The following is a 19,953-nucleotide window of genomic DNA, read 5'->3' as shown; positions in this document are numbered from 1 at the left end:
AAAACCATGACTCTCAGCTCGACCCTCCCCGCCGAGGCGCCCGGCAAGCGGACCGGCCGGGGCCCCTCGCGCGGCCCGGCCACCGCCGCCGCCCGCACCGCCCGCCGCCGCGCCCTGCTCAACTGGGTGGCCGTGCACTCGCTGGCCGTCGCCGCCGGCCTGTTCTTCCTGCTGCCGTTCGTCTTCGCCTTCCTGACCTCGGTGATGTCGGACAGCCAGGCGCTCACCACCGACTACTGGCCCACCTCCTGGAACTGGGGCAACTACGGCAAGGTCTGGAACACCCCCGGCTTCCTCACCTGGTGGCGCAACACCCTGCTGTACGCGGGCCTCGGCACCGTGCTGACCGTCGTCTCCAGCCTGCCGGTCGCCTACGCGCTCGCCAAGTTCCGCTTCCGCGGTCGCAACCTGGCCCTGATGGCGGTCATCGCGATGATGATGCTGCCGCCGCAGGTCACCATCATCCCGATGTACCTGTTCTGGGCCAAGCAGCTGGGCCTGGGCGGCTCGCTCTGGCCGCTGATCATCCCGATGGCCTTCGGTGACGCCTTCTCGATCTTCCTGCTGCGGCAGTTCCTGATGACCATCCCCAAGGAGTACATCGAGGCGGCCCGGATCGACGGCTGCGGCGACCTGCGCACCCTGCTGCGGGTGGTGCTGCCGATGGCCAAGCCGGCCATCGCCGCCGTCGCGCTGTTCCAGTTCTTCTACTGCTGGAACGACTACTTCGGCCCGCAGATCTACGCCAGCAACAACCACGACGCCTGGACCCTCTCCTACGGCCTGGAGTCCTTCAAGGGCGCCCACCACACCAACTGGAACCTCACCATGGCCGCCACCCTCCTCGTGATGGCCCCGGTGATCGTCCTCTTCTTCTTCGCACAGAAGGCCTTCATCGAAGGCGTGACACTGACAGGGGTCAAGGGCTGATGTCCGCACTCAAGCTGGCCATCGTTGGCGGCGGTTCGACGTACACCCCGGAGCTGATCGACGGCTTCGCCCGGCTGCGCGACACCCTGCCGATCGCCGAGCTCGTCCTGATCGACCCGGCCGCCGAGCGGCTGGAGCTGATCGGCGGGCTGGCCCGGCGGATCTTCGCCAAGCAGGGCCACGGCGCGCTCGTCACCACCACCACCGACGTCGCGGCGGGCGTCGCCGACGCCGACGCGGTGCTGCTGCAGCTGCGGGTCGGCGGACAGGCGGCCCGCAACCAGGACGAGACCTGGCCGCTGGAGTGCGGCTGCGTCGGCCAGGAGACCACCGGCGCCGGCGGCCTCGCCAAGGCGCTGCGCACCGTGCCGGTGGTGCTCGACATCGCCGAGACGGTCCGGCGCGCCAACCCCGACGCCTGGATCGTCGACTTCACCAACCCGGTCGGCATCGTCACCCGAGCCCTGCAGACCGCCGGTCACAAGGCCGTCGGCCTGTGCAACGTCGCCATCGGCTTCCAGCGGCGCTTCGCCAAGCACCTGGGCGTCGATCCGGAGCTGATCCGGCTCGACCACGTCGGCCTCAACCACCTCACCTGGGAGCGCGGGGTCACCCTGCTCGACGCCCCCGGCGCGGCCGGCGGCCGCGAGGTGCTGCCCGAGCTGCTCTCCGGCTTCGGCAAGGAGATCGCCGAGGACCTGCACCTGCCGCAGCCGGTGATCGAGCGGCTCGGCGTCGTGCCCTCCTACTACCTGCGGTACTTCTACCAGCACGACGTGGTGGTGGAGGAGCTGAGGTCCAAGGGCTCGCGGGCCGCCGAGGTCGCCGAGATCGAGCGGCGGCTGCTGGAGATGTACGCCGACCCGGCGCTCGACACCAAGCCGGAGCTGCTCGCCAAGCGCGGCGGCGCGTTCTACTCCGAGGCGGCGGTGCAGCTGATCGCGGCGCTGCTCGGCACCGGCGGCGGCACCTCGGTGCAGGTGGTCAACACCCGCAACGACGGCGTGCTGCCCTTCCTGCCGGACGACGCCGTGATCGAGGTACCGGCCGAGGTCGACGCGGCGGGCGTGCGCCCGCTGCCGCAGCGCCCGCTGGAGCCGCTGTACGCCGGCTTGGTCGCCGCCGTCACCGCGTACGAGCACCTCGCCCTGGACGCCGCCCTGCGCGGCGGGCGCGACCGGGTCTTCGACGCCCTGCTCGCCCACCCGCTGGTCGGCCAGATCGAACTCGCCGACCAGCTGACGGACCGGCTGCTCGCCCACAACCGCGAGCACCTCGCATGGGCGCGTGCCTGACGGACACGCCCCGGGCCTGAGCCGCCCGATCCCCGGTCCCCGGCCCGCGCTCCGTGGGGGAGTGCGGGCCGGATCGCGGGCGGAGTCACGCCACCCCCGACCGGGAAAGACCCCCGGCCGGGCCACGTTCGACGAGCCGCGGGAACCCCAATGACCCACCAGCCCGAACCGCACCTGCCCGGCGTCCTCGCCATCGACGCCGGCAACTCCAAGACCGACGTCGCCCTCATCGGCACCGACGGCTCCGTCCTCGGCTCCGCCCGGGGCGGCGGTTTCCACCCGGCGACCGTCGGCGCCGACGTCGCCGTCGCCGGCCTCGCCCCGCTGGTCGAGGAGGCCGCCGCGGCCGCCGGGGTCACCGCCTGGACCGGCCCGCTGACCGGCCACGTCAGTGCCTGCCTCGCCAACGCCGACCTGCCGGTCGAGGAGGAGGCGCTGCGCGTCGCTCTGGAGAGCCACCCCTGGGGCGCCGGCAACACCGTCGTCAACGACACCTTCGGACTGCTGCGGGCCGGCACCGACGGCCCGCGCGGCGTCGCGGTCGTCTGCGGCGCGGGCATCAACTGCGTCGGGCTGCTGCCCGACGGCCGCACCGCGCGCTTCCCGGCCCTCGGCAAGCTCACCGGTGACTGGGGCGGCGGCTGGGGCCTGGCCGGCGACGCCATGTGGCACGCGGTGCGGGCGGAGGACGGGCGCGGCGGGCCGACCGGTCTGGCCGCCGCCATCGCCGAGCACTTCGGTCTGCCCACCACCGGCGCCGTCGCCGAGGCCGTCCACCTCGGGCACCTGCCGTCCGTCCGGCTGCACGAGGTGGTCCGGGTGCTGTTCGCCGTCGCCGGGACCGGGGACGCCACGGCCCTGTCGCTGATAGACCGGCAGGCCGACGAGATCACCCGGCTCGCCGTCGTCGCCCTGCGGCGGCTGGAGCTGCTGGACACGCCCACCCCGCTGGTGCTCGGCGGCGGGGTGCTCGCCTCCCGCCAGCCGCTGCTGCTCGACAACCTGACGGCCCGGCTGACGGCCGCGGCGCCGCTCGCCGAGCCGCGGATCGTGGTCGCCCCGCCGGTCCTCGGCGCGGCGCTGCTCGGGCTCGACCACCTGGGGGCCGGGCCGGAGGCCCAGGAGCGGGTCCGCCGGGCCTACGACCCGACGCACCCGGTCGCGGCGTAGCACCCCGCCCTACGCGTCCGCCCCGCCCCCGCGTCCGCCCCGCCCCCGCTTCCGTCCCCGCCGGGTCCGCACGCCCGGCGGGGACGGTCGTGTCCGGAACCGGTCACTCGGATTCCGCGTCCAGGTGGATGTCTCGTCCGGCCCCGTTCCTGGGAGACTCACCCCATGACCGCGCCCCGTCGCCTCCTCCTCGCCGTGCTGCTCTGTTGCACCGTCACCGCCGGGCTCGCCGCCTGCACCCCGATCGACGAGGACCCGACGCTCGCGGTGGCCTCGGACGACCTCGGGGACCCGGAGGATGCCGAGGACCTGGACGACCCTGCGGACCTCGCGGCCCCCGGCGACGACGGGGAGGACACCCTCGCGGCCACCCCGGACTTCTTCGCCCCCACCCCCCTCCCCCCGGCCCCCCTCTCCCCCGCCCCCTGTACCACCCACGCCGGCCGCCGGGTCGTCCAGGTCCTCGCGGTCGCCGACGGCCGGCTGACCGTCCGGCCCTCCTGCCCGCCCGGCGCCGCCGTGGTCACCCACGCCCTCGCGGCCCATGCCACCGCCACCCTCGTCGACCTCCCGCACGACGAGCCCGCCAAGGAGGTCCAGCTGCCGGTCCTGCTCGACCATCTGGACACCTGCCTCACCGGCGCCGAGCCCGAACTCCCTTACGCCTGCTACGGGAACGGCTACGACCTGACGCTGGACGCGCGCGGCCGGATCACCCGGATCCGGGAGCTGCCGACCCCCTGAAACGCCGGACCGGACCCCCGCCGCCGTGCGGTGGGAGCCCGGTCCGTGGTGTCCGCCCCGGGGCTGCGGGAGCCCGGGACTACAGCAGCTCGGAGACCTGCCAGAACCCGTTGTCGGGCCACATGGCGTAGCCGCTCTGGGTGTTGAGGGTGCCGTTGCCGTTGCCCGCCCACAGCAGCAGGGAGCCGTCGGACAGCTTGCCCGCGACGTCGGCGCGGCCGTCGTTGTTGAAGTCGCCCGCCACCAGCTCGTGGACCTGGCCGAAGCCGTTGTCCGGCCACATCGCGTAGCCGCTGTAGGTGTTCAGCCGGCCGGAGCCGTTGCCCGTCCACAGCAGCAGGGAGCCGTCGGACAGCTTGCCCGCGACGTCCGTCCAGCCGTCCCCGTTGAAGTCGGCCGCGACCAGGTCGTGGACGTTCTTGAAGCCGGTGTCCGGCCACATGGCGTAGCCGCTGCTGGTGTTGAGCGTGCCGTTGCCGTTGCCCGTCCAGAGCATCAGGGTGCCGTCCGCGGCCTTGCCGACCAGGTCGATCCTGCCGTCGCCGTTGAAGTCGCCGGCCAGCAGGTCGTGGACGTCCTTGAAGCCGGTGCCCGGCCACATGGAGTAGCCGCTCTGGGTGTTGAGGGTGCCGTTGCCGTTGCCGGTCCACAGCAGCAGGGAGCCGTCGGACAGCTTGCCCGCGACGTCCGTGCGGCCGTCGCCGTTGAAGTCGGCCGCGACCAGCTCGCTGACCTGGCCGAAGCCGGTGCCCGGCCACATGGCGTAGCCGCTCTGGGTGTTGAGGGTGCCGTTGCCGTTGCCGGTCCACAGCAGCAGGGAGCCGTCGGACAGCTTGCCCGCGACGTCCTCGTTCCCGTCACCGTTGAAGTCCACCCGCACCCGGGCGCCCGGGCCCGGCGGCGGGGAGACGGCCACGTCGAGGAGGTCCTGGTCGATCTTCAGCGTGTACCCGGCGTAGGTCTCCTGGACGTCACCGCGGTACTGGCGGACGCGCTCGTGGTTGACCCACACGCTGTCCGGAATGTACGGGTCGCTGGTGGTCTCCTTGCCGTTCCAGTTGGCGCAGAACAGCACGTCCGGGATGGCGTAGCCGCTGCCCAGGTTCTTGACGATGTCGTTGATGCCGCTGGCGCCGCTGCTGTAGACGCCCGACTTGTAGCCGCGCTCGTGCAGCCGGTTGGTCCACGCGGAGAGGAAGCCCAGGACCGTGGTGGTGTACTGCGGGGTGCTGTACGCCTCCATGTCGTAGTAGAGGACGCTGCCCGGGCTGAGCCCGAGCGCGGCCGCCTTCGCGATGGCGTTGTCCGCCTCGGTGACACCGTCGGCCGGGCCGGTGATCCGCGAGGCCTGCCGGCCGACGAAGATCGGCAGGAAGCGCCAGCCGTCGGCGGTCTGCTTCTGCATCCACTCGGGGGTGAGGTTCGGCTGCTGGCAGTACATGGCGCTGCCGCCGATGTAGATGCCGATCGCGCCGTACGGGGAACCCGTCTTCCAGGCCTGCATGAGGTCGGAGCTCGGCGCGGCGCAGGCGTCGAAACCGCGGCCGGTGAAGTTGGTGACCTCGGGCGGCAGGGCGACGGGCGCGGCCGCGGCCTGCGGGGCGGCGGCCACGCCCGGCGTGGCGGCGGGCGCCTGGCCGGCCACGGACTTCGGGCTGCGGGCGGCCGTCGACCCGGCGGTCGGCAGGCCGGCGGAGGCGATGATGCCCCGGACCAGCCGCTCGTCGAGGTCGTAGGTGGCGGTGACCCGCAGGCCCGGGGCGGTGGCGGTGAGCTGGTGGTCCACCGGGTCGGCCGTGAAGCCCGCGGCGGTGCCGGCGGCGGCGGGCTCGACGAGCAGCGCCTCGGTGCGGCCCACGGCACCGGGCGGACAGCTCGCGCCGTCGCCCGGGGTGCCGAGGTAGACCACGTGGCGGTTGAAGCCGACGCAGGTCGTCGGGTCGGCGGCGAGGTCGACCACCGGCCAATCGGCGGGGACGGTGAACCGGTGTCCCAGGTACGTGACCGGCTTGGTGCCGGACGATGCGGTCGGTGCCGGGGCGGGCGCCGCGACGGCGGTCCCCACGGTGATCGCTCCGAGCGCGAGGCAGCTGCCCGCGGTCAGGAGTATGCGTCGAATACTGATCGTCATCATCCTTTGTCTTCGGCAGGATTGCGCGTCTCACGTCACACTGTGGACGAACCGCACATGCTAGCGGCCCGCCCTGACGAACAGCCGTCGCCACGAGGACTTGACCTCAACCGGGGTTGAGGTCGTCTGATGGAGGTCCGGTCGGGTCCACGCGGTCGATGCCCGATCCGCGGCGTGGGCCCCGACCGGCCCCGGACCGGGGCCGTCTCCCGATTCCAGTGATCGTGCCGGGGAGGCGGCCCCACCCTTCGCCCGGCCCGGGCTTCGTCACACCCGGGCCAGATGGGCGAGGGACGGCGGCAGCGGGTACGGGCGCTCCGGTGGCAGCAGGCGCTGGGCCTGGGCGGTGCGGCCCTGCTGGACCAGCTCGGCGATCCGCCGCACCTGCGGGGTGAGATCGGTGATGCCGGTGATCCACTCCTCGGCGAAGGTCCGGATCAGGGTGCGGCCCACGCCCACCTGGATGCTGTAGTGGTTGAGCGCCGCGCCGCGCAGGGAGCGCTCCGGGTCCCACTGGACGTGCACCTCGGCGCGGGCGAGCAACGCGGGGTCGCCGGTGGTCGGCACGGCCCGGCCGAGCGCCTCCTCCCAGCCGGCCCGGGTGATCCGGACGGCGAGCACGCGCTCCTGCCCGGGCTTGCGGGCCCAGTTGCTGCGGTGCATCAGCCAGCGGAACGAGGGCTTGATCCAGGTCATCCGCCCGAAGGAGAACGGCGGGACGAACCGCCCCGCGGCGAGCGCCGCGTCGGCCACGGCGGGGGCGTACGCCTGGTAGACGACGAGGGTGGAGGCGTCGTGGTCGGCCCGGATCCCGTACAGCTGCTCCATGGGAGCGGACTCTGCCAGCCCGCCACCGCGGGCGCGAACGGTTTTTGACGTGGGGACAGGACGCGAAAACGGAAACGGGGAGCAGGACGTCGGACCGGCCGACGTCCTGCTCCCCGCGGGCGGCTGCGGCTCAGCCCAGCCGGCCCTCCCGGGCGAGGGCGCCGAGCCAGTGCGCGGAGGGCTTCGGGCTGCGCTCGAAGGTCCGCGGGTCGACCGCCACCAAGCCGAAGGTCGGCCGGTAGGAGCCCCACTCGTAGTTGTCCAGCAGGCTCCAGTGCAGGTAGCCGCGCACGTCGACGCCGTCGCGCAGGGCGTCGGCGAGGCCGGCCAGCGCCTCCGTGGTGTAGGCGATCCGCTCGCTGTCGTCGGCGGTGGCGATGCCGTTCTCGGTCACCAGCAGCGGCACGTCCGGACCGACCAGCGCGGCCGTGCGCCGGACCGCCTCGCCGAGCGCCCGCGGGTAGTACTCCCAGCCCTTGATCGTGGTGCGGACGCCCTCGGCGACCGGGACCGGACCGTCGACGCCGACCGGGGTGCGGGTGTAGGCCTGCACGCCGATCCAGTCGTCGCCGCGGGCGGCCTCCACGAACACGTCCTCCCGCCGCCGGGAGACGGCCGCGACGGTGGCCTCGGCACCGGGCTCCACGGGGTAGAGGCCGAGGCCGGCGACCGTCCAGCCGACCAGCAGCCGGGAGTCGGCCTCGCGCAGCGCCGCGCTCGCGGCGCGGTGGGCCCGCACCAGCGCCTCGGTGATGTCCTCGCCGGGGTCGACCCGGTCGAGGTCCACCCCGGCCGGGCCCTCGGCGAGCTTCCCCATCAGGGTGTGCATCCGGGCGAGCACGTTCGGCTCGTTGATGGTGGCCACGTACCGGACGCCGTCGAGCACCTCGGCGGCGGCGGTGGCGGCGTACCGCGCGAACAGCTCGGCGGCGTCCGGGGCGAGCCAGCCGCCCGCCCCAGCGAACCACTGCGGCAGGGTGAAGTGGTGGAGCGTCACCACCGGGGTGAGGCCGCGGGCCAGCGCGCCCTCCACCATCGCCCGGTAGTGGGCCAGTGCGGCCCACGAGTACCGGCCGCGCACCGGCTCGATGCGGGCCCACTCGATGCTGAACCGGTAGGCGTTGAAGCCGAGCGCCGCGAGCAGGTCCATGTCCTCGGGCCAGCGGTGGAAGCTGTCCGCGGCGTCGCCGCTGGGCTCGGGCAGGAAGCCGCCGGGGCGCTGTTCGAGGGCCCACCAGTCGCTGGTGGTGTTGTTGCCCTCGATCTGGTGGGCGGCGGTGGAGGCGCCGAACAGGAAGCCGTCCGGCAGAGCGTCGGTGGTCATCGGGTCACCTCGCGCGGGGCGGTCGGGTGGCCGGCGAGGAAGAGCGGGTCCTTCGTATCGAAGGGCACGTCCTCGCGGGAGGCCTCGACGGCGGCGTCCGAGCGCGGCAGGTCGAAGGGCAGCGAGCCGGTCATCGGGGCACGGCCGAACACCGCGTCCAGCACGACCTCGTCGGCGGCGCCGAACTCGCCGACCAGCAGCGCCGCGTGCGGCGCCAGCGGGGTCAGCACGGCGGGGCGCTCCAGCAGCGCGACGACGGCGGTGGGGACGGTCCCGGCCAGCGCGACGATCCTGGCGGCCTCGGCGGGCTCGAACTCCAGGGTCCCGGTGTGGAAGTGCTGCTCCAGCAGCCCCTCGCGCTTCTCGTACGGCGTGGCCAGGCGGACGACGGCGACGTCGGCGTCCTCGGGGCGCTCGACGACCGTCCCGTAGCGGGCCGCCACCTCGGCGTCCACGCCCTCGACGTAGATCCGCTCGCCGGTCAGCGGCTGTCCGGCGAGGCGGACCAGCGAGGCGGCCTGGACCTTGCGGCCGAGCGCGCGACCCGCCGGGGCGCCGACCAGCGCGACGGCGGCCTCGACGTCCACGTACGGGTCGTCGAACAGGCCGAGCCGGAACTTGTCGCGCAGGATGCGGCGGACGGACTCGTCGAGCCGGGCCTCGGTGACGGCGCCGGAGCGGACCACGCCGAGGATCAGCTCGGGGTCGGTCTCACCGCCGAGCTGGTCGGCCCCCGCGTGCAGGGTCATCGCGACCTGCTCGGGCACCGACAGCTCCTCGACGCCCCAGTGCCGCGGCGGCAGGCTGACGACGCCCGGGATCTCCATGCCGGTGATGGCGTTGAAGTCGGTGCAGATCACGCCGTCGAAGCCGTACTTGCCGCGCAGCAGGCCGGTGATGACGTCATGGTTGAAGTTGGCGCCGACCTCGGTGAGCCCGGAGCCGGCCGGGATCGCGTAGGCGGGCATGATCTGCGCGGTACCGGCCTCGAAGGCGGCCTCGAACGGGCGCAGGTGCTGCTCGAAGGCGCCGCCCGGGTAGGCCAGGCTGCGGCCGGCCGCGAAGTGCGAGTCCTCGCCCTTGTGCTGCGGGCCGCCGCCGGGGAAGTGCTTGGTCATGCAGGCGACGCTGTCCGGCCCGATCCGCTCGCCCTGCAGGCCGCGGATGTAGGCGGCGATGATCCGGGAGACCCGCTCGGGGTCCTCGCCGAAGGTGCCGCTGATCCGGGCCCAGCGCGGCTCGGTGGCGAGGTCGGCCATCGGGTGGATGGCGACCCGGATGCCGACGGCGCGCAGCTCGCGGCCGATCAGCGCGGTGTACTCCCCGACCAGCTCCGGGTCGTCGGTGGCGCCGAGGCCGATCGGCTCGGGGCCGACCGAGAAGCCGCCGCCGGCGAAGGCGGTGGCCGGGTTGGTGGTGAAGCCGTGCCGGGGGTCGGAGGCGAGGGTGACCGGGATGCCGAGACGGCTCGCGGCGGCGAGGTCCTGGACGTGGTTGTTCCACTCGGCCATGCTGCGGGCGTCGGGGACCATCGTCATGCCGAAGGCGGTGAGGCCGCGTTCGGTGATCAGGTGGTCGCCGGAGGGGAAGGGGCCCTGGTTGCCGGCGAGCATCCGGCCGCAGAACATCTGCGCGGCCTTCTCCTCCAGGGTCATCCGGGAGAGGAGGTCCTCGACGCGCTCCTCGACGGACAGCCGCGGGTCCTCGTAGGGCTCCATGGTGCCGTTGTGGTTGAGGTCGCGGAACGGCGTGCCGTCGGTGTGGTGCAGCAGGGGCCTCATGCCGTCACCTCGGCGGTCTCGACGGTGCCGGCGCCGGCCTTGGCGCGGAAGGCCTCGATGGTCGCGGCGTCCACGCCGCAGTGGGCGAGCAGGCCCTCCGTGCCGCCGTAGCGGGCCCGGACGAGGTCGAGGAAGGCGGCCATCGAGTCGGCCGGGGCCTCCAGCAGCTGGCGCGGGATGGTCAGCGAGCCCGCGTGGTAGTCGTTCAGGGCGTTGCGGTTGCGCTCGGCCAGGCCCTCGAAGATCTGCGGCAGCGCCGCGGTGGTGCGGTGGTAGTCGGCGACGATCTCCTCGGCGGGGACGCCGAGCAGGTCGAGCAGCAGGGCGGTCAGCCAGCCGGTGCGGTCCTTGCCGGCGGCGCAGTGCACCAGCAGGCCGCCGGGGCGGGTGGCGGCCTCGACGGCGAGCTTGACCGCCTCGGGGGCGGACTCGACCATCAGCAGGTAGAAGTGGCCGAGGTCGGCGTCGGTGGTCATCTTCATCATCGCCGCCTCCAGCTTCCCGTCGGTGGGCTGGACCCGGGCGGCAACCACCTCGATGCCGGCGGCCCGGGACTGCGCCCAGTCGGCGTCGTCCGCCTCGGCGCCGCCGCGCAGGTCGATGATCGTGCGCACGCCGGCGGCGTTCAGCTGCTCGACGATCGAGGCGTCGTCGGCCGGGAACGGCTGGGCGGAGCGGTGCAGCACACCGTGGCGGACCCAGCGGCCCTCGGGGTCGGCGAGGGCGGCGGGGTCACGGAAGTTGACGAGGGTCATGGCGGGGCCTTTCGGTGGTGCGGGCGGGGTGGGGGTGATGACTCGGGATGGTGTGGAGAAGGCGGCGAGACATCTAGACGTCTAGATGTCTACCCGGCAAGTGGGGCACCGGGCAAGCGACGAGGAGGTGAACTTCCGGACAACCGGGGACAGAAGCCGCCACCCGGCTCCGTAGGATCTGGCGCGTGGCAACGCACCGGACCGAAACCCCGCTGTACCGCCGGCTCGCCCGGCAGCTCCAGGAGCGCATCGACGCCGGGACGTACCCGGCGGGCTCCCGGCTGCCCAGCGAGCCGGAGCTGAGCGCCGAGTTCGGCGTCAACCGGCTGACCGTCCGACAGGCGGTGGCCGAGCTGGAACGGGCCGCGGTGCTGGAGATCCGCCGGGGCGTGGGGACCTTCGTCCGCCCGCCCGCGGTACGGGTGTCGATCGCGGTCGACCCGCGCAGCCAGCGGTTCGACCTCGGCAGTGTGCACACCGGGCTGCCGCTAGGCACGGACGCGCCCGGGGCGGCGCAGGACGGCGAGTTCGTGGTGGCCGCGCCGCCGGTGACCGGCTCCGCCGAGGACCACGAGGCGGCCCGCCAGCTGGGACGCGCCCCCGAGGAGCTGTCCCGGGTGGACACGGTGATCCGGCTGGGCGGCCGGCCCCGGGTGGTGAGCAGCTACTGGGTGCCGTCCGGACCGCTGCCGGACGGGCTGGTGCGGCCGGGCCGTCCCGGCAACATGGTGCTCGACCTGGCGCGGGCGGCCGGGGTGGAGCTGGAGTACGACTGGCGGGCGTTCGGCGCGGTCGGCGCGGACCTCGCCGACGCGGAGCTGCTCGGGGTGCCCCCGGGCACCGCGCTGCTGGTCCGCGAGGGCGTCAGCTGCACGCCGGACGGCGCGCCCGCGCTGTACCTGCGGCGGCGGATCGACGGCAGCAGCGCGCGGTTCGTGCTGCACTACCGCGAGCCGGGCGGCGGGTCGGGGCCGGTGCGGTAGGCGGTCACCGGACGGCTCCCGCCGGGCGCGGTGCCGGGGCCGGCGCGTCGAACTTCGCGAGCAGCAGCCGGAACGCCGCCGCCCACTCCTGGAGCGAGCCCATCTCGTAGCCGTCGAGGACCTGCCGCCGGGTCATGCCCGCCATCAGCGCCGCGAACGCCTGCGGCCGCAGGTCGACCACCGGGTCGACGTCCAGCCGTTCGGCCGCGATCGCCGTCAACCGCTGCGCGAAGGCGTCGATCATCACCAGCGCGAAGCCGTGCACACTGCGGATCCCGATGCACCGGCGCCGCAGCGCCCGCCGCCGCACGGTGTGCTCGGCCGGCTCCTCCAGCTGCCCGCCCGTGGTGTCGGCGGCGTACTCGAAGGCGGCCCAGAGCTCCAGCCCGGCGGGGGCGGTGGCGAAGGCGTCCAGGAAGGCGGCGCCGAAGTCCATGCCGAAGAGCAGCGCCTCCTTGCACTCGTAGTAGCGGAAGAAGGTGCGGTGGGCGACGTCGGCCCGGCGGCAGATCTGGTCCACCGTGGTGCCCTCGAAACCCTGCTCCTCGAAGAGGTCGAGCCCCGCTGTGCGGATGGCCTGCCTGGTCCGCGCCCGCTTGCGGTCGCGCAGCCCGGGCTCCGCCACGGTGTCCGTCCCCTGCCCCTGCATCCTGCTCGCTCCTCGTCAACTGCTGTGCCGCACGCGGCCGTAGTCGTACCGAATCACGCCCGGCGCGGCCCGCTCAAGCCGAGCGCCAAGTCGTCGTCATTTCGTCATGCGAAGTTTGCACAAGTGCCAATTGGCAGTTGTGCCACCTCCAAAGAGTGGGGTCCGGCGGCCGCCGGTCCGGCAGCGTCCGCCGGTCTCCCCCCTCCCTCAGCCCCCGAATCCCCCCGAGGAATCATGAAGCGGCACACGCTCGTCCTGGCGTCCACGGTCTGCACGGCGGCCCTCGCCCTCACCGCCTCCGCCTGCTCCGCGTCCGACGACACGGTCTCCGGCGGCGGCGCGGGTGCCTCCGCCGCCAAGGACGACGGCCCCGCCGTCGACGGCGGCACTCTGAGAATCGGCCTCGACCGACCGTTCACCAAGCTCGATCCGGCCGAGACCAGCCTCACCTCGATGCCGATGATGATCCTGGCCAACGCGCTCTACGACCCGCTGATGGTCAACGGCGACAACGGCGCCGTGCAGCCCTACCTGGCCAAGGCCTTCACCGCCGCCAACGCCGACGCCACCGCCTGGACGCTGGAGCTGCGCGAGGGCGTCACCTTCAGCGACGGCAAGCCGCTCGACGCGCAGGCCGTGGTCGACCACGTCAACCGGCTCGCCAAGCCCGAGGCCAAGTGCGGCTGTGCCGCCGACGCCGCCACCATCGGTGCCATGACGGTGAACTCCCCGACCTCCGTCGGCTTCACCCTGAAGTCCCCCAACGCCGCCTTCCCCAGCCTGTTCACCCGCTCCCTCGGCTACGTCTCCGAGGCACCGGCCGGCGCCGACACCCCCGCCGTCGGCTCCGGCCCGTACACGGTGGAGAGCGTGCAGCCGGGCGTCTCCGCCACCCTCGTCCGCAACCCCTCCTACTGGGGCGGGAAGGGCCACGCCGACAAGCTCGTCTACAAGGTCCTGCCGGACACCGACAGCCGCTACCAGTCGCTGCGCTCCGGCGACGCCGACGTGGTCTGGGCCGAGACCCCCTCCCAGCTCAAGCAGGCCGCCACCGACGGCCTGCGGGTGGCCGCCGGCCCCGGCTCCACCACCACCGTGCTGTTCAACACCAAGGTCGCGCCCTTCGACGACCCGAAGGTGCGCAAGGCGCTGCAGTACGCGGTGGACCGCTCGGCCGTCGAGAAGGTCGTCTACCTCGACCAGGGCAAGGTCTCGGACGGCCCGATCGGCTCCGCCTCCCCCTACCGCGCCGCCGGCGACGCCTCCGGGTACCCCGCGCACGACCCGGCCAAGGCGCGCGCCCTGCTCGCCGAGGCGGGCCACTCCGACCTCTCCTTCGAGTACCTCGTCGACAGCCGCCCCGAGGGCCAGCAGCGGGCCACCGTGCTCCAGCAGATGTTCGCCGAGGCCGGCGTGAAGATGACCATCAAGCCGCTGGACCCGGCGGGCCTGGGCACCGCGATGTTCCAGCGCAAGTTCCAGGTGATGGACTTCGTCACGAGCATGTTCGGCGACACCGACACCGCCCTGGCCAGCCTCTACGTTCCCGACGCCCCCTACAACTTCACCGGCTGGAACAACCCGAAGGCCGGCCAGGCGATCGCCGCCGGGCGCGCCACCGTCGACCCGGCCCAGCGCGCCCGCTCCTACCAGGAGGCCGCGCAGGAGGTCGTCAACGACGCCCCGATGCTGTTCCTGACCGAGAACAAGACCGGCCTGCTGGCCACCACCAGGATCGGAGGCCTGCCCGACGTCTCCAAGCGGACCGTCGTCAACGTCTCCCCCGCCTCGCTGTGGGTGAAGAAGTGACGCCCACCGCCCTGCGCACGGCGGGACGCACCGCCGGACGGCTCGCACGGGCCGCCGCGGTGCTCCTGCTGGTCACCGTCGCGGCGCTCTCCCTGCCGCACCTGATGCCCGGCTCCCCCGCCCTCGCCGCCCTCGGCCCCACCGCCACGCCGGAGCAGGTCGCCGCCTACGAGGCCAAGCTCGGCCTGGACGAGAACGTGCTCGCCGCCACCTGGCGCTGGCTCGGCGACGCCCTGCACGGCGACCTCGGCCACTCGCTCTCCACCGGCGTCGCCGTCACCACCGAGCTCGCCGACCGGATCCCGGTCACCCTCGAACTCTTCGTCGCCGCCCAGGTGGTGGCGCTCGGCCTGGCCCTGCCGGTCGCGCTCTGGTCGGCCTGGCGGCCGGGCGGCGCGGTCGACCGGATCGCCACCGCCGGCGCCTTCGTCTGGCTCGCCGTGCCCGGCTTCGTGCTCGGCCTGCTGCTGATCTGGATCACCGCCGTCCAGCTGCGGCTCCTGCCGGCCACCGGCTGGACCCCGTTCACCGAGGACCCGCTGGAGAACCTGCGCCACCTGGTGCTGCCCGCGCTCACCCTCGGCCTCACCGAGGCCGCGGTCTTCACCCGCACCCTGCGCAGCCAGCTGCTCGACACCCTCGACCAGACCTACGTCTCCGCCGCCCGCAGCCGCGGCATGGGCACCGCGCGGCTACTGCTGCGCCGCGCGCTGCGGCCCTCCTCGCTGCCGCTGGTCACCCTGATCGGCATCGGCGTCGGCACCTCGCTCGGCGGCTCGGTGCTGGTCGAGTCGCTGTTCGCGGTGCCCGGCGTCGGCACCTGGGTCTCCGGCGCGATCAACGGCCGTGACTTCCCGGTGGTGCAGGGGGTGGTGGTGGTCAGCGCCGTCGCCGTGGTGGCGGCCACCTTCGCCGTGGACCTGCTGTACCGCACCGTCGACCCGAGGATCGCCGATGAGCGCCGCTGAGACCGTCCCCGCCCCCGCCCCCGCCCCCGCCACACCCGCCGCCGCCCCGCGCGAGCGGGCGGCGCGCCGCCTCCCCTCCGCCGGGGTGCTGGTCGCCGGCGGCTGGCTGGCCGTCGTCGCGCTCGCCGCCGTGCTGCTCCCGCTGCTGCCCGGCTTCGACCCGCTGCACGGCGACTTCGCCAACCCCGCCGCCGCCCCCGGCCCCGGCCACTGGCTGGGCACCGACGCCGCCGGACGCGATGTCCTGGAGCGCACCGTGGCCGGCGCCCGCGCCTCCTTCACCGTCGCCGCGCTGACCATCGCCGTCGGCCTGCTCTGCGGCGGGGCGCTCGGCGTGGCGGCCGGCTGGTTCCGCGGGCCGGTCGACAAGGTGATCGGCTTCGCCACCGACCTGCTGCTGTCCGTGCCCACCCTGATCCTGGTGATGATCGCGGTCTCGCTGCGCGGCCCCAGCCTGGCCCTGATCGGCACGCTGATCGGCCTGTTCACCGTGCCGCACTTCACCCGGGTGGTGCGCGCCGTCGTGATGTCGCTCAGCGAGCGGGGCTTCGTCCAGGCCGCCCGGATGATCGGCACCGCTCCGCTGCGCATCCTGGTGCGCGAGGTGGTCCCGCACGTCGCGCCGATCGCGCTCACCTTCGCGTTCACCGCCACCACCGTCGCCATCGTCGCCGAGGGCTCGCTCAGCTTCCTCGGCTTCGGGCTCCGCCCGCCGGAGCCGTCCTGGGGCGGCATCATCGCCGAGGGCCGGACGACGCTCGGCAGCGCCCCGTGGATCTCGCTCGCCCCGGCGGCGGTGCTCTGCCTGACCGTCCTCGCCCTCAACTACCTGGGCGACAAGCTCCGTTCGAAGGGAGGGCGAGGATGACCAGCCCGGTTCTGGAGGTCCGTTCGCTCGACACCACCCTGCACACCCCCGACGGCCGGACGCTGCACGTGCTGCACGGCATCGACCTCACCATCGACGCCGGCGAGTGCCTCGGCGTGGTCGGCGAGTCCGGCTCCGGCAAGTCCGTGCTGGCCCGTACCGTGCTCGGCGTCCACCCGCGCACCACCCGGACCACCGCCACCGGCTCGGTGCGGCTGAACGGCGAGGACCTGCTCACCGCCACCGCCGCCCGGCGCGCCGAACTGCTCGGCACCGGCGTCGCGATGGTCCACCAGGACCCGATGACCTCGCTCAACCCGGTCGTGCGGATCGCCGACCAGGTCACCGAGTCGCTCACCAACCGGCGCCGGATGCCGCGCCGCGAGCGGCTGCGCACCGCCGCCGAACTGCTCGCCGCCGTCGACGTCCCCGACCCGGCCCGGCGCGCCCGCGCCTACCCGCACGAGCTCTCCGGCGGCCTGCGCCAGCGCGTCGGCATCGCCGCCGCGCTGGCCGGCTCCCCCGCCCTGCTGCTCGCCGACGAGCCCACCACCGCCCTGGACGTCACCGTCCAGCGCACCGTGCTCGACCTGCTCGACCGGCACCGCGAGACCCGCGGCCTGGCCACCCTGCTGATCACCCACGACATCGGCCTGCTCTACGGCCGCGCCCGGCGGATCGCCGTCATGTACGGCGGACGGGTCGTCGAGACCGGCCCCACCGAGGACGTCACCGAGAACCCCGCCCACCCGTACACCGCCGCGCTGCTGCGCTCGGTGCCCCGGGTCACCGGACCGCTGCGCCGCACCCTGCCCGCCGTGGCCGGCTCGCCGCCGGACCTCTCCAAGCCCGTCCCCGGCTGCCCGTTCGCCCCGCGCTGCGAGCGCGCCCAGGCGGTCTGCTCGACGGACGCGCCGCCGCTCCACCGGGCCGGAGCCGGACACACGGCCGCCTGCCACTTCCCGCTCACGCCGTCGGCCGCGCTGCCGGCGACGGCCGAGGAGACCGCCGCATGACCGCCACCCCCGTCTCAGGTTCCGCCGACGCGGACACGCCCGTGGTGCTGCGCGCCACCGGGCTGTCCGTGGTCCACCGCACCCGCTCCGGCCCGCTGCACGCCGTCAGCGGCGTCGACGTGGAGCTGCGCGAACGCCGCACCCTCGCCCTGGTCGGCGAGTCCGGCTCCGGCAAGAGCAGCATCGCCAAGGCCCTGCTGCGACTGCCCCCGCCCACCGCCGGCACCGTCACCCTGGACGGCACCGACCTCGCCGCCCTCACCCCGCGGGCGCTCCGGGCCCTGCGTCCCCGGATGCAGATGGTGTTCCAGGACCCGGTCTCCTCGCTCAACCCGCGCCGCACCGTGCGCGACCTGGTCGCCGAACCGCTGGACGCCCACCCGGACCCGTCGGTCGACCGCACCGCGGTGGTCGAGCGGCAGCTGGAGGCCGTCGGCCTGCCGGTCGCGCTGTTCGGCGACCGCCGGCCCGCCCAGCTCTCCGGCGGCCAGGCGCAGCGGGTCGCCATCGCCCGCGCGCTCGCCGCCGAGCCGCGGGTGCTGATCGCCGACGAGGCCGTCTCGGCCCTCGACGTCTCCGCCCAGGCCACCGTGCTCAACCTGCTGCGCCGGCTCACCGAGGAGCGCGGCCTGGCGAGCCTGTTCATCTCGCACGACCTCGGCGTGGTCCGCGCCGTCAGTGACGACGTCGCGGTGCTCCACCTCGGCCGGCTCTGCGAGCAGGGCCCCACCGAGGAGGTGCTCGCCGCCCCCGCCCACCCGTACACCGCGGCCCTGCTCGCCGCCGTCCCCGAGCCCGGCCGCCCGCTCGGCGACTCCGGGCTGCTGCCCGCCGACCCGCCGTCCCCGCTCGACCCGCCGTCCGGCTGCCGGTTCCGCACCCGCTGCCCGTTCGCCGACGAGCGGTGCGCGAGCGAGGTGCCGGCGCGGCGCGAGGTCGCGCCCGGACGGACCGTCGCCTGCCACCGGCCGCTGGTGCCGGCGGTCGGCCTGGCAGTCGGCGAGGAGGTCGGCGAGGCGGTTGGCAAGGCGGCCGGAACGCCGACCGGATAACATGCCCGGGCTGGGCGGCCGACGGGTCCGCCGACGGCTCGGCGCACCGGCTGACCAGCCCAGAAGCCGATCGGCCGACCGGCGGGCACGCCGGGCGGCCGGACCACACCCACGGACCGGGGCGGGACACGACGACATGACGGTGGCCAACGGAACCGGCACACCCGACATCCCCAGCGAGCTGGCTCCGCACTGCCTGGACCTGCTCACCGACGTCTCCCGCACCGGCCGCCTGCTGCGCCGCTCCGAACTGGAGCGGCTGCGCGAACTCGGCGAGCGCGGCGCCGAGGCCGGCCACGGCCTGCGCGACCTCGTCGGCGCCTGTCTGGGCGCCACCCGCGCGGCCTGGCAGACCCTCCCCGGCCTCACCGCCGCCACCGCCGCCGAGCTGCGGCGCACCGGCGACGCCGTGCTCGCCGCCACCCAGGCCGCGCTGGGCGCCCTCGCCGAGGGCCATGAGCGCGCGCAGCGGATGGCCGTGCGCCAGGAGGAGACCAACCGGCGCGAGCTGGTCAACGACCTGCTGCACGGCCGCTCCGACCTCGGGGCGCTCGCCGAGCGCGCCGAGCGGTTCGGGCTGCGGCTGGCCGCCGGCTACACCGTCGCGGTCGCCGTCGCCGACGAGCCCTACCTGGAGGGCGCGCCCGCCGCGCACCGGGTGCTGCGGGAACTGACCGGCCGTTACGACGACCGCACCCTGCTGCTGGCCGCCCGCGACGGGCGGCTGGTCTGCATCGCCTCCGACGGCGAGCAGGCCGTCCTCACCGCGTTCACCGAGCTGGCCCTGCGGCCCGGTGCCGGGTACCCGCCCGCGCAGCGGGTGGCGACCGGCCGCCGGCACGCCGGCACCGGCGGCATCGTCCGCAGCTACGAGGAGGCGCTCGGCGCGCTGGAGTACGCGCAGCGGCTGGAGTTGCCGGCGCAGCGGCTGCGCGCCGAGGAGCTGCTGGTCTTCCCGGTGCTGATGCGGGACCGCTCCGCGATGGCCGACCTGGTGCGCACCGTGCTCGGCCCGCTCACCTCCGCGCGCGGCGGCGCCCGCCCGCTGCTGGAGACCATCACCGTCCAGGCGGAGGCCGGGTACGTGAACGCCGAGACCGCCCGGCGGCTCGGCCTGAGCGTGCGCGCGCTCGGCTACCGGCTGGAGCGCATCCGCGACCTCACCGGCTACGACCCGGCCGACGCGCTGCACCGCTACACCCTGGAGACCGCCGTGATGGGCGCGCGTCTGCTCGACTGGCCGAACCGGTCGCTGTGACCGCGGCCGTTCATCTTGAACGTTTCAGCGGGCCCCGCGTTGCGTCTGGTTTCCGGATGTTTTCCGGTGTCAAAACACCGACAAGATTGCCAGGTCCTGGCAGTGTGCGGACGCTTTCCTCCTGACAGGATCACCACGGCGCTCGGGGGGTCCGGCGCCGATCGGAAAGTCGGAGGGAACGGGCGGATGCGGGGGGACTTCAAGGCCGCGCCGGGCTTTCCGACCCTGGTGGTGACCGCCGAGTACTGGATGCTGGCCCTGCTCAGCGGCCTCGCGGCCGACGCCGTGCCCGGGGGGCACGGCGTCGGGCGCCCCCCCCGCCCCCCGAGCGGGGGGGGCGGGCCCCGTACCCCCGTCGCCCCCGGGAGCGGGGGCCATGCCGACGAACAGCC

General features: G+C 74.3%; 18 protein-coding genes. 12 read left to right on the top strand and 6 right to left on the bottom strand.

The window, feature by feature from the left end:
* The first annotated feature begins 6 nt into the window (after positions 1-6).
* The 4 genes from ACFU9E_RS13575 (at position 7) to ACFU9E_RS13560 (ending at position 4,139) form a co-directional block, all read left to right on the top strand.
* Positions 7-930 carry a carbohydrate ABC transporter permease gene (locus ACFU9E_RS13575; RefSeq protein WP_380684942.1) on the top strand — a complete coding sequence of 308 codons (924 nt, stop codon included), beginning with the start codon at positions 7-9 and terminating at the stop codon, positions 928-930.
* On the top strand, positions 930-2,225 hold the full coding sequence (locus tag ACFU9E_RS13570) for a 6-phospho-beta-glucosidase (protein ID WP_380684941.1): 1,296 nt from the start codon (positions 930-932) through the stop codon (positions 2,223-2,225). Before ACFU9E_RS13575 ends, ACFU9E_RS13570 begins: the two co-directional genes overlap by 1 nt.
* A 150-nt stretch (positions 2,226-2,375) precedes the next feature.
* Positions 2,376-3,395 (top strand): N-acetylglucosamine kinase, encoded by a 1,020-nt coding sequence (locus tag ACFU9E_RS13565; protein WP_380684940.1) that lies wholly within the window; start codon positions 2,376-2,378, stop codon positions 3,393-3,395.
* 165 nt (positions 3,396-3,560) lie between these two features.
* Positions 3,561-4,139, top strand: coding sequence for a hypothetical protein (locus ACFU9E_RS13560; RefSeq protein ID WP_380684939.1), 579 nt, complete (start codon positions 3,561-3,563; stop codon positions 4,137-4,139).
* A 79-nt stretch (positions 4,140-4,218) separates the two neighbouring features.
* Here the strand turns inward: ACFU9E_RS13560 and ACFU9E_RS13555 are convergent, their stop codons facing one another.
* From ACFU9E_RS13555 to ACFU9E_RS13535, 5 genes are all read right to left on the bottom strand, one after another.
* Positions 4,219-6,270, bottom strand: coding sequence for a glycoside hydrolase domain-containing protein (locus tag ACFU9E_RS13555; RefSeq protein ID WP_380684938.1), 2,052 nt, complete (start codon positions 6,268-6,270; stop codon positions 4,219-4,221).
* A 267-nt stretch (positions 6,271-6,537) separates the two neighbouring features.
* Positions 6,538-7,098, bottom strand: coding sequence for a DUF4291 domain-containing protein (locus tag ACFU9E_RS13550; RefSeq protein ID WP_380684937.1), 561 nt, complete (start codon positions 7,096-7,098; stop codon positions 6,538-6,540).
* 130 nt (positions 7,099-7,228) lie between these two features.
* Entirely contained in the window at positions 7,229-8,422 is a 1,194-nt protein-coding gene (locus ACFU9E_RS13545; protein WP_380684999.1) for a glycoside hydrolase family 1 protein, read from the bottom strand.
* Positions 8,419-10,203, bottom strand: a complete 1,785-nt coding sequence (locus ACFU9E_RS13540) for a glycoside hydrolase family 3 protein (protein WP_380685000.1) — start codon at positions 10,201-10,203, stop codon at positions 8,419-8,421. Before ACFU9E_RS13540 ends, ACFU9E_RS13545 begins: the two co-directional genes overlap by 4 nt.
* Positions 10,200-10,958 (bottom strand): tyrosine-protein phosphatase, encoded by a 759-nt coding sequence (locus ACFU9E_RS13535; RefSeq protein ID WP_380685001.1) that lies wholly within the window; start codon positions 10,956-10,958, stop codon positions 10,200-10,202. The genes ACFU9E_RS13540 and ACFU9E_RS13535 overlap by 4 nt, the downstream gene beginning before the upstream one ends.
* 185 nt (positions 10,959-11,143) lie before the next feature.
* On the opposite strand from ACFU9E_RS13535, the gene ACFU9E_RS13530 reads away from it, so the two are divergent.
* Positions 11,144-11,941, top strand: coding sequence for a GntR family transcriptional regulator (locus ACFU9E_RS13530; RefSeq protein WP_380685002.1), 798 nt, complete (start codon positions 11,144-11,146; stop codon positions 11,939-11,941).
* A gap of 4 nt (positions 11,942-11,945) precedes the next feature.
* On the opposite strand, the gene ACFU9E_RS13525 is transcribed toward ACFU9E_RS13530, so the two are convergent.
* Positions 11,946-12,590 (bottom strand): TetR family transcriptional regulator, encoded by a 645-nt coding sequence (locus ACFU9E_RS13525; protein WP_380685003.1) that lies wholly within the window; start codon positions 12,588-12,590, stop codon positions 11,946-11,948.
* A 234-nt stretch (positions 12,591-12,824) separates the two neighbouring features.
* Here ACFU9E_RS13525 and ACFU9E_RS13520 point away from each other — a divergent pair, with 234 nt between their 5' ends.
* The 7 genes from ACFU9E_RS13520 to ACFU9E_RS13490 form a co-directional block, all read left to right on the top strand.
* Entirely contained in the window at positions 12,825-14,399 is a 1,575-nt protein-coding gene (locus tag ACFU9E_RS13520; RefSeq protein WP_380685004.1) for an ABC transporter substrate-binding protein, read from the top strand.
* Positions 14,396-15,367: an ABC transporter permease gene (locus ACFU9E_RS13515; protein ID WP_380685005.1), complete on the top strand. Its 972-nt coding sequence runs from the start codon at positions 14,396-14,398 to the stop codon at positions 15,365-15,367. Before ACFU9E_RS13520 ends, ACFU9E_RS13515 begins: the two co-directional genes overlap by 4 nt.
* A complete protein-coding gene (locus tag ACFU9E_RS13510; RefSeq protein WP_380685006.1) occupies positions 15,354-16,235 on the top strand; it encodes an ABC transporter permease in 882 nt (293 codons plus the stop codon). The genes ACFU9E_RS13515 and ACFU9E_RS13510 overlap by 14 nt, the downstream gene beginning before the upstream one ends.
* The gene (locus ACFU9E_RS13505) at positions 16,232-17,251 is read left to right on the top strand and encodes an ABC transporter ATP-binding protein (RefSeq protein ID WP_380685007.1); all 1,020 of its coding nucleotides are present in this window, start codon (positions 16,232-16,234) and stop codon (positions 17,249-17,251) included. The genes ACFU9E_RS13510 and ACFU9E_RS13505 overlap by 4 nt, the downstream gene beginning before the upstream one ends.
* Positions 17,248-18,303 (top strand): ABC transporter ATP-binding protein, encoded by a 1,056-nt coding sequence (locus ACFU9E_RS13500; protein ID WP_380685008.1) that lies wholly within the window; start codon positions 17,248-17,250, stop codon positions 18,301-18,303. Before ACFU9E_RS13505 ends, ACFU9E_RS13500 begins: the two co-directional genes overlap by 4 nt.
* A 136-nt stretch (positions 18,304-18,439) precedes the next feature.
* A complete protein-coding gene (locus ACFU9E_RS13495; protein WP_380690309.1) occupies positions 18,440-19,561 on the top strand; it encodes a PucR family transcriptional regulator in 1,122 nt (373 codons plus the stop codon).
* Between the two features lie 186 nt (positions 19,562-19,747).
* Positions 19,748-19,953 (top strand): hypothetical protein (locus ACFU9E_RS13490; RefSeq protein ID WP_380715007.1); only part of this gene is annotated, 206 nt, incomplete at its 3' end.

The organism is Kitasatospora sp. NPDC057595, assembly GCF_042800875.1.
Classification (GTDB): domain Bacteria; phylum Actinomycetota; class Actinomycetes; order Streptomycetales; family Streptomycetaceae; genus Kitasatospora.
Note: the sequence above shows the minus strand (reverse complement) of the source record. Positions and strands in the feature narration are given on the sequence as shown.